Annotated in this window: 14 protein-coding genes and 2 tRNA genes; 4 read left to right on the forward strand and 12 right to left on the reverse strand. The window is 65.7% G+C overall.

Features of this window, described 5'->3' with window-relative positions:
• The 6 genes from NS6_RS18240 to NS6_RS18260 all read right to left on the reverse strand — a co-directional run.
• Window positions 1–2,415, reverse strand: a 2,415-nt coding sequence (locus NS6_RS18240) for an NAD-glutamate dehydrogenase domain-containing protein (protein ID WP_174552609.1), incomplete at its 3' end; no start/stop codon positions are given.
• 95 nt (window positions 2,416–2,510) lie between these two features.
• Window positions 2,511–4,187 carry an energy-dependent translational throttle protein EttA gene (gene ettA, locus NS6_RS18245; RefSeq protein WP_068043554.1) on the reverse strand — a complete coding sequence of 559 codons (1,677 nt, stop codon included), beginning with the start codon at window positions 4,185–4,187 and terminating at the stop codon, window positions 2,511–2,513.
• Window positions 4,188–4,222: 35 nt separating this feature from the next.
• On the reverse strand, window positions 4,223–4,723 hold the full coding sequence (gene ssb / locus NS6_RS18250; protein WP_084471184.1) for a single-stranded DNA-binding protein: 501 nt from the start codon (window positions 4,721–4,723) through the stop codon (window positions 4,223–4,225).
• Window positions 4,724–4,750: 27 nt separating this feature from the next.
• The gene (locus NS6_RS34825; protein ID WP_157112822.1) at window positions 4,751–4,888 is read right to left on the reverse strand and encodes a hypothetical protein; all 138 of its coding nucleotides are present in this window, start codon (window positions 4,886–4,888) and stop codon (window positions 4,751–4,753) included.
• A gap of 131 nt (window positions 4,889–5,019) precedes the next feature.
• On the reverse strand, window positions 5,020–5,988 hold the full coding sequence (locus NS6_RS18255; protein WP_068043462.1) for a threonine/serine dehydratase: 969 nt from the start codon (window positions 5,986–5,988) through the stop codon (window positions 5,020–5,022).
• A complete protein-coding gene (locus NS6_RS18260; RefSeq protein WP_068043464.1) occupies window positions 5,989–8,028 on the reverse strand; it encodes a bifunctional copper resistance protein CopD/cytochrome c oxidase assembly protein in 2,040 nt (679 codons plus the stop codon).
• Window positions 8,029–8,163: 135 nt separating this feature from the next.
• Here NS6_RS18260 and NS6_RS18265 point away from each other — a divergent pair.
• A tRNA-Arg gene (locus NS6_RS18265) sits at window positions 8,164–8,237 on the forward strand.
• A 248-nt stretch (window positions 8,238–8,485) separates the two neighbouring features.
• Here NS6_RS18265 and NS6_RS18270 read toward each other — a convergent pair.
• Window positions 8,486–9,592 carry a hypothetical protein gene (locus NS6_RS18270; RefSeq protein ID WP_157112823.1) on the reverse strand — a complete coding sequence of 369 codons (1,107 nt, stop codon included), beginning with the start codon at window positions 9,590–9,592 and terminating at the stop codon, window positions 8,486–8,488.
• A gap of 542 nt (window positions 9,593–10,134) precedes the next feature.
• Between NS6_RS18270 and cmrA the strand changes: the two genes are divergently transcribed.
• The 3 genes from cmrA to NS6_RS18285 all read left to right on the forward strand — a co-directional run bounded on the left by cmrA (window position 10,135) and on the right by NS6_RS18285 (window position 11,824).
• Window positions 10,135–10,938 (forward strand): mycolate reductase, encoded by an 804-nt coding sequence (cmrA, locus tag NS6_RS18275; RefSeq protein WP_068043468.1) that lies wholly within the window; start codon window positions 10,135–10,137, stop codon window positions 10,936–10,938.
• Window positions 10,939–11,022: 84 nt separating this feature from the next.
• Entirely contained in the window at window positions 11,023–11,664 is a 642-nt protein-coding gene (gene orn, locus NS6_RS18280) for an oligoribonuclease (RefSeq protein ID WP_068043469.1), read from the forward strand.
• A gap of 87 nt (window positions 11,665–11,751) precedes the next feature.
• Window positions 11,752–11,824, forward strand: a tRNA-His gene (locus NS6_RS18285).
• Window positions 11,825–11,879: 55 nt separating this feature from the next.
• Here the strand turns inward: NS6_RS18285 and NS6_RS18290 are convergent.
• The 5 genes from NS6_RS18290 to NS6_RS18310 form a co-directional block, all read right to left on the reverse strand.
• Entirely contained in the window at window positions 11,880–12,578 is a 699-nt protein-coding gene (locus NS6_RS18290) for a DUF4389 domain-containing protein (RefSeq protein ID WP_068043471.1), read from the reverse strand.
• A gap of 153 nt (window positions 12,579–12,731) precedes the next feature.
• A complete protein-coding gene (locus NS6_RS18295; protein WP_210747033.1) occupies window positions 12,732–13,799 on the reverse strand; it encodes a mechanosensitive ion channel family protein in 1,068 nt (355 codons plus the stop codon).
• Between the two features lie 187 nt (window positions 13,800–13,986).
• Window positions 13,987–14,307 (reverse strand): hypothetical protein, encoded by a 321-nt coding sequence (locus tag NS6_RS18300; RefSeq protein ID WP_068043473.1) that lies wholly within the window; start codon window positions 14,305–14,307, stop codon window positions 13,987–13,989.
• 67 nt (window positions 14,308–14,374) lie between these two features.
• The gene (locus NS6_RS18305; RefSeq protein ID WP_068043475.1) at window positions 14,375–14,725 is read right to left on the reverse strand and encodes a hypothetical protein; all 351 of its coding nucleotides are present in this window, start codon (window positions 14,723–14,725) and stop codon (window positions 14,375–14,377) included.
• Entirely contained in the window at window positions 14,725–15,909 is a 1,185-nt protein-coding gene (locus NS6_RS18310) for a fatty acid desaturase family protein (RefSeq protein WP_068043477.1), read from the reverse strand. Before NS6_RS18310 ends, NS6_RS18305 begins: the two co-directional genes overlap by 1 nt.
• Window positions 15,910–15,938 lie beyond the last annotated feature (29 nt).

Here is a 15,938-nt window from a genome sequence, read left to right on the forward strand (position 1 = left end):
CGGCTGCGGGAGTTCGGCGATCTCCTGGGGTTCGACCTTCACCGAGATGAATTCCCGGGCCGCGCCGCCGGAGTCGGTGACGTAGTAGTTGGTGCGCAGAGTGGCCAGCATCAGTCCCAGCATGGCCCGCAGGATGCGGTCCGCGTCCAGGCTGACCACCTGGTCGATCCGCTCACGTACCTGCTCTTCGAGCCGCTCGGCATCGTCGGCGGAGTAGCGGTCCGGGTCGAACCGAGCGGCGAACAATCGCGCGAACAATCGCGCGGTATCCGGATAGGTGTGCAGGACGCGGGCGATATTGACCTGGCTGTAGGGGAACCCGGCCTGCTGCAGGTATTTCGCGTAGGTCCGCAGGACGGCGACCTCACGCCAGGTCAGCCCGGCGCGCAGGACGAGTTCGTTGAGTCCGTCGGCCTCCGCCCGGCCGTACCAGATGGCGTCGAACGCGTCGGTGAACCGATCGCGGACTCCGGCCGCCGCACTCGCCCGCGTACCCGGTACGCCCTCGAGTAGTTCGGCATCGAGGTCCTGATCGAGGGCGGCGCGCAACAACTCAGCGCTCGCCAGCAAACCGAAATCGTAGATCCACCGTTCGCCGACGGTACCGATACCGTCGGCTTCCCGCCGGATCCGGTACGGGCGCTCGTCGAGCACCTCCACCCCGAGACTCTGGAGCACCGGCAGCACTTGGCTCAGCGAGATCCCGGCGCCGCCGATATAGAGCGTGAACCGCCAGGAGCCGGCGGGTGCCTCGGCGACGCGGTACAGGTGTTGATCGATACTGCCCGTCCGCAACCGCTCCAGACGATCGATATCGGCCAGCGCCCGCCGGGCGCTGAAATCCTGTTTGTAGCCGTCCGGGAACGCTTCGCAGTAGCGGCGCACGATCTGCGGGTCCAGGACGGTCGAGGCACTCACCTCGTCGTTGAGATGGTCGTCCCAGGTGCGGCTCGCCTCACCGAGCAGGTTCTGGATGCGCAACCGCTCGGACTCGGAGATCTCCTCCGCCGAGGACACCCGCACCGGTTCGGTGGTATCGGCACCGGGCAGCCGGATGGTGAAATACACGCTCGCGAGCTCGCTTTCGCTCACCCGGGCCGAGTAGTCGATGGAGGCACCGCCGAGTTCGCGTACCAGGATGTCCTGCATCTCCAGCCGGACCGCGGTGGTGTATCGATCCCGCGGCAGGTACACCATCGCCGCGACGAAGCGGCCGTAGGGATCGACCCGCAGGAACAGTCGAACCTGCCGGCGCAGCCCCACATTGAGTACGGCGGCCGCGATGCGGCGCAGCGTGGCCGCATCGCAGGCGAACAGTTCGCTACGCGGGAAGCCCTGCATGACCTCGAGCATCGCCTGACCCGAGAACGAATCGAGTTCGAAACCGCTACCGGTGATGGCCGCGCGCACCCGTGTGCCCACCACGGGGATATCGAGGACGTTCTCGTGCAGCGCCGTCACGGTGAAAACACCTATGAACAGATGCTCGCCACGGATCTCGCCCGCGTCGTTCACGTCGGCCACACCGATGAAGAACGGGTAGACCGCCCGCTGCATGGTGACCGGGACCAGGCCCTGAGTCATCCGCAGCAGGCGCGGCGCACCGGTGACGACCGGTACCTGGAATCCGATCGCGGTGCCCGTATGCAGCACCCCGAGTGCAGATTCCGGAACCGGCACCGGCACCGATTCGCCGGCTTCGGTGCGATAACGCGCGTAGCCGAGCACGGTGAAATTGCCGGCGGCCATCCAGCGCAGCAACCCGGCGCAGTCCGAGGGCGCGATATCGGTATCTGCCGTAGCGACGGTGTCACCGGCCCGGTCGAGTCCGGCCGCGAGATCGTGGAGCACGGCGTGGATCGCTTCGGTATCGTTGCTCACCTGCCGGACATCGCCGATCACTCCCGGTACAGCGGCGGCGATCTCGTCGAGTAGCTCGGCACTGGTCGCGGGATGCAATTGCAGGTGGATCCAGGATTCGCGACCCATCGCCGAGCCGGTGCGTTCGGCATCGGCATCGTGCGGCCGAGCCGCTCGCAACCGGCCGTCCGCATCCCGTTCCACCGTGACGATGGGATGGATGACCTCGCGCACCGTACCGCCGAGACGGGCCAGCAGGGCCGTGACCGAATCGACGAGCATCGGCATATCGTCGGTCACGATCTGCACCGCGGCACCCAGACCGGACCCGTCGTCGGGATGGTGGACCCGCACCGAACCCTGACCCGGCTGCCGGGTCAGGGCAAGTGCGAGATGTGCCCGGAAGGTGAGCTCGGCACTGGAGATCTCACAGTCTGCCTCGTCGGTGCCCACATGCCGGAAATATCCCTCCTCCAGAGCGTGGAGGCCGGCACGGAGGTTGTCCGGCAGTTCGGCAACCCAAGCCTCGCTGGACAATTCGGACGAGACCGTCATTTCCCACTCCCTTGGATGCGGATTTTTTCGGAAGACATACCGATGCCGCCCCGAGGGTAGTCCCGCAACCGGGTCGCAGGAAAAAATTTACGGCGTTACCCGCGGGTCAGTTTGCGATGCGTCACTCGATGCGGCCGTGCGGCTTCCGATCCGAGGCGTTCGATCTTGTTGGCCTCGTATGCCTCGAAGTTGCCCTCGAACCAGAACCACTTGGCCTCGTTGTCGTCGTCGCCTTCCCACGCGAGGATATGCGTGCAGGTACGGTCCAGGAACCACCGGTCGTGGGAGATCACCACGGCGCATCCGGGGAACTGTTCCAGCGCGTTCTCCAACGATCCGAGGGTTTCCACGTCCAGGTCGTTGGTGGGTTCGTCGAGCAGGATCAGGTTGCCCCCCTGCTTCAGGGTGAGCGCCAGGTTCAGTCGGTTGCGTTCACCACCGGAGAGCACACCGGCCGGCTTCTGCTGATCCGGTCCCTTGAACCCGAAGGCGCTCACATAGGCGCGCGACGGCATTTCCTGCTGACCGACCTCGATATAGTCGAGCCCCTCGGAAACCACTTGCCAGACCGTCTTCTTCGGGTCGATTCCGGCCCGGGTCTGGTCGACATAGCTCAGCTGGACGGTCTCACCGACCTTCACCGTGCCGCTATCCGGTTCCTCCAGACCGACGATGGTCTTGAACAGGGTGGTCTTACCCACGCCGTTCGGCCCGATCACACCGACGATGCCGTTACGCGGCAACGTGAACGAGAGATCCTTGATCAGCTGACGATCGCCGAAGCCCTTGTCCAGATGCTCGACCTCGACCACGACGCTGCCCAGGCGCGGCCCGGCCGGAATCTGGATCTCCTCGAAGTCCAGCTTCTTCATCTTCTCGGCCTCGGCGGCCATCTCCTCGTAGCGACCCAGCCGCGCCTTGCTCTTGGCCTGGCGGGCCTTGGCGCCGGAACGCACCCACGCAAGCTCGTCCTTCAGCCGCTTCTGCAGCTTCTGATCCTTCTTGCCCTGCACGGCGAGGCGTTCGGCCTTTTTCTCCAGGTAGGTGGAGTAGTTGCCCTCGTATCCGATGGCCCGGCCCCGGTCGAGCTCGAGAATCCAGCCGGCGACATTGTCGAGGAAGTACCGGTCGTGGGTGACGGCCAGTACAGCACCGGGATACTGCGCCAGGAACTGTTCCAGCCAGAGCACGCTCTCCGCGTCGAGGTGGTTGGTCGGCTCGTCGAGCAGCAGGAGATCCGGTTTGCTCAGCAGCAGCTTGCACAGCGCCACGCGGCGGCGCTCACCACCGGAGAGATTGGTGACCGGTTCTTCCGGTGGCGGGCAGCGCAGGGCATCCATTGCCTGCTCGAGCTGCGAATCCAGATCCCAGGCGTCGGCGTGGTCGAGATCCTCCTGGAGTTTGCCCATCTCGTCCATGAGCTCGTCGGAGTAATCGGTGGCCATGAGTTCGGCGATCTCGTTGAACCGGTCGAGTTTGACCTTGATTTCCCCGAGGCCCTCCTCGACATTGCCGCGGACCGTCTTCTCCTCGTTCAGCGGCGGCTCCTGCTGCAGGATCCCCACGCTGGCACCCGGCGCAAGAAAGGCTTCGCCGTTGTTCGGCTGATCCAATCCGGCCATGATCTTCAGCACGCTGGATTTACCGGCGCCGTTGGGGCCGACGACGCCGATCTTGGCGCCGGGAAGGAAGTTCAAGGTGACATCGTCGAGCACGACCTTGTCGCCGTGCGCCTTACGAACCTTCTTCATTTGGTAGATGAACTCAGCCATGGCGATCACCCTATCCGTCAAACATCGGTGCGGTTTCACACGTCGGCGTTCACCGGCCGGTCGCCGGATGCCGACTCTTCCCCCGGTGGATGGTCCTGCTCCCCCGCCATCCTGTCCCCGGCCCTCGCAGCGTCGGGATCGGCCGGATTATTCCCGGTCACCATCGCATACCCGGTGCGCCGTCGCACCACCTGGGCGGTGCAGCGGCTGAGATCGGGCCCCACGGTATGGGCCCGCATCTCCAGGTCCCGGCGTTCGGCGCCGTCGCGGGTGCGGTACTCGTTCGACCGCAGCTGCCCCTGCACGATCACCGGATCGCCGCGGTGGACGGAGGCTTCGACGCCGGCCACCAGCCGCCGCCAGCAGCTCACCGTCAGGAACAGCGTCCCGTTGTCCACCCATTCACCCGATTCCCGGTCCAGCCGGCGCGCGGTACTGGCCAATCGGAAGCTCAGCACCTGCTCGCCGCTCGCAAGATCGCGCTTGACCGGCTCGGTCACCACCGTACCCACCACTGTTGCCAGAGTTTCGTACACGAGTCCACCCCTTCGTCGAGCCCGGCGTCACCGGGCGACCCCCGCCCCGCAGCCCGGGAACGAATTCATCGTGCCCGCTTCCGAGGCACCCCGCCGGAAGAAATCGACATCTGTGGACAACTCCCCGTCACCGGCGAGATTGTGGAAATCACCGTCCTCACTCACACAGCGACGGAGCTGGGAAACCACCGGCCACTCGATCGGAAGCGGCGGATGCCCGATCGCGCGGCCCGGCCGAGCGCCATCGGCACTACCGGTACCAGCTCCTGTGCGGGCGGACTGTCCGGGCTGCCGGTTCAGAGCACCGGGAGCTCGGTATTGGCCCCGCACAGTACGATCACCGGGCGCTGACCGTCCGGCGGAACGTAGGCACCGCTGAGAATCGCCGCCAGGGCCACCGCTCCGGACAGTTCCACCACGATACGGAATTCCCGCCACAGGTAGTCGCGAGCCTCGGTGATCGCATCGTCGGTGACCAGGACCGAGCGGACCCCGTAACGGCGGGCGATATCGAACGAGATCGCCCCGAGCCGCGTTGCCCCCAGGGCATCGGCGGTGATGCTGGAGATCTCGACATCGACCGGTTTGCCCGCGGCCAGGGCCGCATGCATTGTCGGGATACCTTCGGGTTCCACCCCCACGATCTCCCGGCGCCGTCCGGCGGCCGCCGCGATCCCGCCGACCAGGCCACCACCGCCGACGGCGACCAGAACAGGCGGGCGGGCGCGCACCTGCTCCTCGATTTCCAGACCGATCACTCCCGCACCGGCCACCACCGCGGGCAGATCATAGGCGTGCAACTGGAGCGCACCGCGTTCCGCGGTGATCTCACGCGCGTGCTCGTAGGCCTCGGCATAGGTGGTTCCGTGCCAGCGCACCTCCGCACCGTGCGACCACATCGCCGCGACTTTGGTATGTGGCGCCGATTCGGGCACCACCACCGTGCAGGATTTACCCATGCCGGCTGCGGCCAGGGCCGCCGCTATGCCCGCGTTTCCCCCGGATGCGATCACGACATCTTCCGGGCACACCCGCTCCGACAACAGCGCGTTGTAGCTGCCGCGCACCTTGAACGTGCCGCCGTGTTGCAGATACTCCAGTTTCAAGGTGACCGGCACTGGCCCGCCCGGCCCCGGAACGACAGTGTGGAACACCGGGGTCTTACGGATATGCCTGCCCAGCCGCCGCCGCGCAGCGCGTACATCGGACCGGTAGATGCGGCGCAACGGTTGCAGGGGTGTCAGCGGGGTTTTCTGCTCGGTCATCTACTTCATTGCCCGATCTCGCTTGGCCAATTGGGCGAACATGGCATTGTGCGCGGCCAGTTCCGCGTCGTCGTCGCGTTCCGCCGCACGGTCGGTGCGCCGGGCCAGCCGGGCATCACTACGCGACCACTGGATCAGCAATGCCAGCATCACGACCACCAGCGGCACCTCGCCGCTGGCCCAGGCCAGACTGCCACCGGTGCGCTGATCGCCCAGCAGGTCGGAATGCCAGTCCAGGCCGAGGCTGCGGTAGAACCAGCCGCCGAGCACGGTGCTCATACCCATCAGCACCACGCCGAAGAACGCGTGGAAGGGCAGGGATCCGAACACCATGGCGAGTTTGGTGAGCGGTTCCACCCGGCGTGGCTTCGGGTCGATACCGATCACCACCCAGTAGAAGAGGTAGCCGCTGGCCAGGAAATGCAGATTCATCAGCAGGTGGGCGGCATGCGAATCGACGAAGGTGTCGAATATCCCGCCCAGGTACAGGGCGTAGAAACCGGCCACGAATACCACGGAGGCGACGATGGGGTGGGTGAGGAAACGCGAGACCGGATTGTGCACGGCCGCCAGAATCCACTCCCGCGGGCCCGGCGCTCCGTCCCGGCCGGCCGGTGGCAGTGCGCGCAACGCGAGCGTCACCGCTCCGCCGAGCGCAAACAGGATCGGCACCAGCATCGACAGGGCCATATGCGCGCCCATGTGCACGCTGAACATCGCGGGCGAGTAGCGGCCGACACCGGACGAGGTCGTGAACAGCAGTACGGCGCACCCCAGCATCCAGGCCAGAGTCCGGCCCATCGGCCAGCTGTCGCCGCGCGCCCGCAACCGGCGGACACCCAGCAGGTACAGCACCGCCAGGACGATGGCGAGCGTGCCGAAGATCAGGTCGAACCGCCAGTCGAACAGCAGCCGGGAGACGGTGGGTGGGCCCGCCAGCCCGTACCCGAGTTCCACTTCGATCGGGGTCGGCACGCTGGTCGGCGGCGGTGGCGGCGTCCGTCCCAGCCCCGCCGCCAGGCCCATGGTCGCCGCGAATATCAGCGTTTCCACACCCGCGAACCGGGCCAGTGCGAGCCGGTTTCCCGGTTCGGCGGCCAGCGCCGGCAACGCCGAGCGCCGCTGGAAGTATCCGATCACGCCGAGCACGATCAAGGCTGCGGCCTTGGCGAGCACCAGGCGACCATAGGTGCTGGTGAACAGTTCGTCCATGGGGACGCGAACCCAGGAGTTCACGACCCCGCTCACTGCGAGCACCACAAACGAAACCGCCGCCAGCGGGGAGAACCTGCGGGCAGCGAGGCCGGTGTGCGTACCGTCGCGCAGCGCGTGCACGAGCAGCGCGACCAGACCGCCCACCCAGACCGCGGCGGCGATCAAATGCAGGATCAGGCTGTTGGTAGCCACATCGTGCGCTCCGCCCGAGGAGGAATGGCCCGTGAGCGCCAGCGGCATCATCACCGCGACCGATCCGGCGAACAGAACCGGTGTCCACCCCCAGCGCAGCGCCAACCGGCACGCGAGGGCCAGCAACAACGCGCCGACGGCGGTGACCCGCCATGTACCGGCCAATTCGATCTGGTCGATCACGCCCCACAGCTCCTGCGGTGCCAGGACCTCGGTTACCGGCCGGCCGGTGCTGTCGGAGACCGTCAGCGGTACCAGCAGCGCAGCACAGACCGCCCAGGCGAACGCCAGACCCGAAGCCCGCCGGACAGCGCGGTAGCCGCCGGTATCGAGCAGTCCACTGCGCTGCGGCGGAACGAGGAAGGCAGCGAAGAGCAGGGCGCCCACGGTGAGCGCCGCGAACAGATCGGCGAGGGCCCGTACCGCGGGCAGACCGTAGGTCGTGAGGGGGCCGGGGTCGGGGATTCCCAGTAGACCCAGCGCCTGGGCCGCCGAGGCACTCACCACCAGGATCGCCACCAGTGCCGCCAGTGTTCCGGCGACCACGGTGAGGGCGCTGGTCACAGCCGCCGACCCGCCCGGCCGACCGGCCTCGGCGGTGGGTTCGACGGCGGGGGCCTGGACTGACGACATAGCTTCGAGAGTAGTTCGGCGGGCCCCGGCGGGCCCGGCGGGGCCATTTTCGGACACGCCAAAACAAACGATCGGATCGATCGCTACACTTTTCGGCTGGACAGCGCGGCCGTTGTCCGCCATGGTGGAAACACTGCCTCCGTAGCTCAGTTGGATAGAGCAAGGGCCTTCTAATCCCTAGGTCGCAGGTTCGATTCCTGCCGGGGGCGCTCCACCCACCCGACTGAGCTGTTCGGGCCAGTCGGAGTGGGTGTACCCATCTCGATGCGGTACAAACACGCCAGATCCACCGTGGTTTCAGGTTTTCCGGGTTCATCGTGCCCATAAAAGCGGGTGCCTGCGGAGATGTGGTTGCTTCCGCACTCACCGCCCCGCCCGCGCATGGCCGTATCCGAATCGAACCGGTTCGCCATGAGGGGCCGGTGACCGAGCCGACTCGGCGACACACCGGCGGATGTTATTCGCCGCGCTCCGGCCCGGGCCGCGAGACGAGCCGGAGCCCGAACAGCAGGTCGGTGTTGCGCACATACTCCGGCTGCTCCTGGCCACGCAGCAACCCCGACTGGCGAATCCAGCTGCGGTGCCAATGATGCGATTCCGGTAAGGCAATCCCACAGTGCGCGGCGGTGTCGCGGAGCCGTGCACCAGCAGCACCTATCGCACCGGTGAACAGTTTCAAGCCACCCTCCGGGTGGTTTTCCCGATAGGCGCAGGCATCCTCCAGCAGGGGCCGAGCAGCGGGCGGGATCACCCAGACATACACATCGGCGGCCTGCGAGTACCCGATCGGCCCGGTGAATACGAGTGCATCGCCGGTCGACGCCACGCGTGGCACGCAACCCAGCTCCACCGCGGTGGCGCCGGTGAAAAGCATTGTCGCGAGAGCCGCGGCATCGACCGGATCGGCGGTCCGGGCCCGGATCCATTCGACGGTCCTGGTATCGAGACGCACGGTGGTCATCCCGGTACCTACTGAATAATTGAGGTCGGGTGGCAGCTCCAGGCGCATACCGTGCAGCAGGAAGGCCGCTTGGGCGCCACGCAACCGGACCACCGTGTGCCCGCGCCCCCGGCTGCCTGCGACGAATCCGCCGAGAAAACGATAGAGCCCGAGAATGTCCAGCCATTCGTCGGTCGGGCCCACCGCGCGGGCGGGCGGAAACCGTCGCGCCGCGGGACGTGGCCGCAGCACGGTCCGCATCCGGTCGGCCCAGGCCACCTCGTTGCGCCCGAACCAGATCGGGTCGGTCCGGCTGTCCAGGTTGTGGCGGCAGGGTTGACCGCTGCGCGTGGTGAACCACCGGCAGGCCGCTTCGAGACCTTGGGTGTACACGGCGTCCACTCGTGCGAATTCCGCCGGTGTCAGGCGCCGGTAGGCGTCGCCGCGGAAGGTGGCGACATCGCTGTCCGGGATTCGTGCAAGTAGGTCGTCGCCGGTGGTCAGAGCCACCCGGAGCCGAGGACTGTGTCCCGCGTCGCGGTATCCCATTTGCCGGGTCCCCGGCTCCGGCACCCGATACTGCAGTGGGGTCGAACGCAATGTTGGACCGGTGGTCTCGGTCACGCCAACGTCCCCCTGGATGGCCGGCCCGCCATATTGTGCCTTGTCGTTGCCATGCAGAACATTCGATCACCTACTTCAACCATGAGGAAGTAAATCAACCAGAACTCAACAGCACTTGACAATTCGCCGGACGATTTTCAGGTCCGACAATGTCGGCGGTCCGGCAAAGAAAAGACCGAAAACCTGGGAACAGCCTGTTCCCCCTGGGTGCGACGCGGACACACGGCAGCGAAACGCTTCACGCGAGTTGGCCGACCGGTTGCTACCGACTGTGAAAATCTTGAATCCACATAATTATTCGGCGAGCCCGGCACCACACCACACCGTCCAGTACCGAATTACCCGGCATATACCCACGACGCTATTCTCCGGATCAACGAATGGCAGGCATTTCAGAACTCGATAAACCCCCGGGAAACAGTCGAATAGCTGCTGGTTCGCTGACGCTACCGCCGCGAGGATGAATGGCCCGGACCGGTGCATACCACCGGCGGCACACACCCCACCAGGATCCGCCCTGCATTCTGACCTAGGGTGTGCGAATGGGTTTGCCTTCGCCTACCGCCGACAGCCGCGCTGTTGTGACCGGGGCCTCATCCGGAATCGGGACCGCCCTCGCGGCGGAACTCGCCCGCCGGGGCCATTCGCTGATTCTGGTGGCACGCCGGGGTGAGCTGCTGGACGAACTCGCCGATCGGCTCACCCGCACCCACGGCATCACCGCGGAAGTCCGCGCGGTCGATCTGGCCGACCGGGCGCAACGCACGCCGCTCAGCGAAGAATTGGCCGGGCGCGATATCTCGATTCTGTGCAACAACGCCGGTATCGCGACCTTCGGGCCGATCACCGGCCTGGATCCGGGTTACGAGCGTGCCCAGCTCGAGCTGAACGCGGTCGCGGTGCAGGATCTGACCCTGGCGGTGCTGCCCGCCATGCTGGCCCGGCGCGCCGGCGGCATCCTGGTCAGCGGTTCGGCCGCCGGGAATATGCCTATCCCGAACAACGCCACCTACGCGGCGAGCAAGGCATTTGCGAACACTTTCACCGAATCCCTGCGCGGCGAGCTGAAAGGTACTGGGGTGCACGTCACACTCCTGGCCCCCGGCCCGGTCCGTACCGAAGCCCCCGACCCCTCCGACGCCTCGCTCGTCGACCGGATGGTCCCGGATTTCCTCTGGGTCTCCTCCGAGTACACCGCACGGATTTCGATCGACGGGCTCGCCCGCAACAAAACCCGGGTGGTACCGGGGCTGATCGGCAAGGGAATGAGCACCGCCGGCAACTATGGTCCGCGCGCGCTCACAGCTCCCGTCGCAGGCGCCTTCTACAAGAAGCTCGGCGGGTGACGGACCGCCCGCCGGAAGTCGTTCACAGATCGTGACCACCGCGACTGCACCGCACGAACAGCCGGGCTGATTAGGGTAGGACGAGTGTCCGACAAATTAGTGGTGTGGATGGATTGTGAGATGACCGGCCTCGACCTGGTCACCGACAAGCTCATCGAGGTAGCCGCCCTCGTAACCGACAGCGAACTGAACGTCCTCGGTGACGGTGTGGACATCGTGATCCATGCCGACGATGCGGCACTCGCCGCCATGCCGCAGGTGGTCACCGATATGCATGCCCGCTCCGGCCTCACCGAGGAGGTCCGCAAATCCGGTGTGACCCTCGCCGAGGCCGAACAGCAGGTACTCGACTACATCAAGCAGTACGCCCCCACCGCGGGGGTGGTCCCGCTGGCCGGTAATTCCATCGCCACCGACCGCGGCTTCATCGCCCGGGATATGCCGCTACTCGACCAGCATCTGCATTACCGGATGATCGATGTGAGCTCGATCAAAGAACTGTGCCGGCGCTGGTACCCGCGTATCTATTTCGGCCAGCCGGAGAAGGGCCTGACTCATCGCGCGCTGGCCGATATCCGGGAATCCCTCCGGGAACTCGAGTACTACCGGCGCACGGTATTCGTCCCCGCTCCGGGACCGTCGACGGCGGAGATCACCGCCATTGCCGCCGAGGTCAGCGCCCGGTCGGCGGAGGAGATCGCGGCCGCGGCAGAGGAGTCGATATAGGCCCAGGTCACCGCCACACCGGAAACCGATTGGCTAACAACGGGGTGAACGCGCTAGTATCTAGGCCGCCGGTGCAAACCGGCAATGGTGAGTGTAGTTCAGTTGGTAGAGCACCAGGTTGTGATCCTGGATGTCGCGGGTTCGAGTCCCGTCACTCACCCTGAAAGCCCGAGGGCCCACAGCCCTCGGGCTTTTTCTTTGCCGGTGTGTTCCGGTCAGGCCGCGGGCTCGGTCTTACCGGCCGCCGGTGGCGTCTGCTCGCGGGCGCCCTGATCCAGCCGGAACGGCGGATATTCGTCGCGCAGGAGTGACGAATAGACCTGCACCCGCAACATCCACCGGTTGACGCCCATCAGGAAGTCGAACAGCCCCTGGGAGTACCGGGCGACGAAGAGCAGGCCGACCAGCGCCACCAGGGTCAGCACACCGATCAGCGGAAGACCGGCCGCACTGGCCATAGCGTCCGCATCGTCGGTCACCACCCAGGCTGCTCCGGTCATCGCACCGATGATCAGATAATGCGGGATGGCCAGCAGCCACCACTTCACCAGCACCAGGCCGCGATGCAGGGTCGGCGGATAGTCGACGTCCAGATCCGCGGGATAGTTGTCGTCGGCCGACAGGGTGAACGGCGGGTACTTGTCCGTCCCGGCCGGGGTCCAGGCGTAGTAGCTCACCCGCCAGGACCAGCGGATCACACCGACGCTGTAATCGAACAGCACCCGCGGGTACCGGCCGGTGATCAGGATCGCGAAGAACGCGATGACCGTGACCACGGCATAACCGATATGCAAGAAGAACAGAACTATGTAGTGCGGTATGGCGAGGATCCATTTGACGATCCACATCCAGCGCGACAGCGCGGGATCCAGGTCGCCCCGGACACGGACCGGATAACCGGTGGGAGCAGACATAACGATCGGGCTCCTTCGAGAGTGCTGGCCCGGCCGGCCGGGTTTCAGCGCGGCCGTACCTCAATTGTGAGGTACAACACACAGTTTCGCGATGAACGTGCAACAAAGACACGCCATCGAGATCAACTCGTGAAGTGACCGACGGGCTCCTCGCTACCGAGCGGGCGCGTCGAGCCCGTCCAGCGCCCCGAGCCGGGGCAGCGCACCGGGGTAGTTCTCGTTGAGCCAGCCGATCAATTTCTCACGTACCGCGCAACGCAGCGACCACACGGCGTCGGGATCGCGGGCCGTCATCGACGCACGAACCTCGATACCGGTCGGGGTGCTGTCGGTAACCAGCAGGTTCCAGCTGCGACCGTCCCAATCCGGGTGATCGCTCAGATATTCGTAGAGATGCGCGCGCAGTTCGGCCACCGGGGTGCTGTGGTCCAGATGCAAGTACACCGTCCCGGTCATCTCGTTACCGCCCTTCGACCAGTTCTCGTACGGTTTGCTGTTGAAGTACGAGACCGGCATAGTGAGCCGGCGATCGTCCCAGATCCGTACGGTCAAGAAGGACAGCGTGATCTCCTCGACGGTGCCCATCTCGCCCTCGACCACGACCGTATCGCCGATCTTCACCGAATCACCGAAGGCGATCTGCAACCCCGCCATCAGATTGCTCAGCGTGGACTGGGCCGCCACACCGGCGATGATGCCGATGATGCCGGCCGAGGCAAGCAGCGAGGTACCCAGGACCCGCAGGCCGGGAAACAGCACCAACATGGCGATCGCAGCGGTGGCGATGGCCAGCACCGTGCTGGCGATCCGCCGGATCAGGGTGAACTGGGTGTTGAGCTGGCGCACCCGCCGGGGATCGCGCGCCCGGCGCGAATAGGTGTTGAGCAGGCCGTCGGCGATGGCGTCGGCGATTCGCACCACCAGCCATACCGCTGACATGGTGACCATCGTGGCCAGGACGCTGAGGATCACCGTGTCCTGCCGCAGGTTCAGGTCGGCCAGGGGGTAGGTCATCCGCAACGCGGCAAATCCGAGAAACAGCTGGAGCGGCAGTTGCACCCGGCGCAGCAGGCCGGGAATCGGGGTTTTCGGATGTCGGGCCGACCAGTACCGCAGCCCACGGTCGATGGCCCAGCCGATCGCGATCGTCACGGCCAGCGTGCCCCCTAGCACGATCAGTAGCCGTAATACGTTCTCCACAGCGTCCAACTCCTTGCCCATCGCCTACATTCGAAACCCGGAACAAGGCTACAGTTCGGTAACGGCGATGCACCAACAGTCACGGGAAGCCACCGGATTCCGTCCGGCGTCACTCCAACCGGGCAATCCCTCGCCCCGTCGACAGCATTCTCGGCGCATACCACCCACTGCCTCTCATGCGCCGGCGCCCCTCGGGCATGCGCCCGCATTACTCCGGGGCTCGCCCTTCGGCCGAGTACAGCCGGATCTCGCCGCCCTGCCCCAGGAATGCGTTGACCAGCATCACCCGCCCGGCGCGGAGCACATCGACTTCGGGCGCATCGGTGGTGATGGATATCTGCGGGATCGCGGCCCAGTTGACCACGTAGCGTTCCGGGGGGCCGGCGTCGTCGGACAGCCGTGCAAGGCGGAAGACCGATACAGTTTTCCGTTCCATCAGGCCGCGCACCACCTCGGCTATCCGCTCGGGATCCTCCAGTGCGAACAGGAATCCGAAGGTCAGCTCCGGGGAGGACACATAGGCGGGCACGAGACCAGAGGTTAGCCCATGAGTAGCCGCCCGGTGCAAAAATTCCACCGGGCGGCTATCGGATCGATCAGGTGTGCTTGCCGGGACGGTCGGGGTCGGCGGTCTCGGCGTCCACCACATCGGCATCCACGACATCGACAGGCCGCGGTGTCACCGTGGGGTTCGTCTCGGGCGTAGCGCGACCGCCGGAATCATCCATACGCTCGGTGGAGTCCTTACCGGACTCGGCAGCCGAATCGCGGCGGGCCGCGGCGGCGGCCTCGTTCATCTCGATCGCATCGGTGATCCACTCACCGACCTCCCGAGTCACCTCGGCAACGGTACCGGTGATGATTCCCGCGATATTGCCGACCCGGCGCGCGCCCGAGGAGGTGAGTTCCTGGATCAGATCCTTATTGGCCTCGAATTTGCCGATCATCACACGCCCGCTCCGGTTGGACTCTGCTGACGCATCACGATAACACCGGGTTCTTCGCGTTTCCGCAGTACAGCGGGCAGGAAGCGGGCGAACCGGGATTTCTGGATCTGCGGTGGCAGGGCAAGCTGGAAGATCTTGGCCCAGACCGAACCGATCTGCTTTCCGAGCGGCCCGGTGTTGTAGGGCAGGCCGAACTTCTCGCACAGGGCCCGCACCTCCGGCGCGATCTCCGGATACCGGTTGGCCGGCAGATCCGGGAACAGGTGGTGTTCGATCTGGTGCGACAGGTTGCCGGACATGATGTGGAACAGCGGGCTACCGCTGATGTTGGCGGAGCCGAGCATCTGCCGGACGTACCACTCGCCGCGGGTCTCGCCGGCGGTTTCCGCTTCGGTGAAGCTCTGCACACCCGACGGGAAATGCCCGCAGAAGATGATCGAGTACGCCCAGAGGTTACGCACCAGGTTGGCCGTCACATTGCCGGCCAGAGTGGACAGGAACAGCGGCCCGGACAGCAGTGGAAACGCCACATAGTCCTTGAACACCTGCCGCCCCGACTTACGCAGCTGCCCCCTGATCAGCGGCTTCAGGTCCGCCCAGGTGCGCTGGCCCTTGACGATATTGTCGGCCTCGAGGTCGTGCAGCATCACGCCCCATTCGAAGAACACCATCAGCAGGAACGCGTACAGCGGGTTGCCCAGGTAGTACGGGTGCCAATCCTGACCCTCGTCGATACGCAGCACGCCGTAGCCGATATCCCGATCTCGCCCGTGGATATTCGTGTACGTGTGGTGCATGTAATTGTGCGAATGCTTCCACTGTTCCGCCGGGCAGACCGTATCCCATTCGAACACCCGGGAATTGAGGTTCGGCTCACGCATCCAGTCGAACTGGCCGTGCATCACGTTGTGGCCGATCTCCATATTGTCCAGGATCTTCGACACGCTCAGCGCGGCGACGCCCGCCAGCCAGAACGGCGGCAGGAAACCCAGGTACAACAGCCCGCGCCCGGCGATCTCGAAACCGCGCTGCGCCTTGATGATGTTGTAGATGTATTCGCGGTCGCGGTCGCCCAGGTCGGCGACGAGGCGGTCGCGCAGTTCGTCGAGGGTTCGGCCGATTTCCTCGACCTGCTCGGGCGCGAGGACCAGCGGCCCGTTCTCGGTCTCGGTGAGGATTGTCATCTGTTCTCCCCTTCGGTTCGGATATCGGA

Origin of the sequence: Nocardia speluncae NBRC 108251, from assembly GCF_001613245.1 — a bacterium.
Classification (GTDB): domain Bacteria; phylum Actinomycetota; class Actinomycetes; order Mycobacteriales; family Mycobacteriaceae; genus Nocardia; species Nocardia speluncae.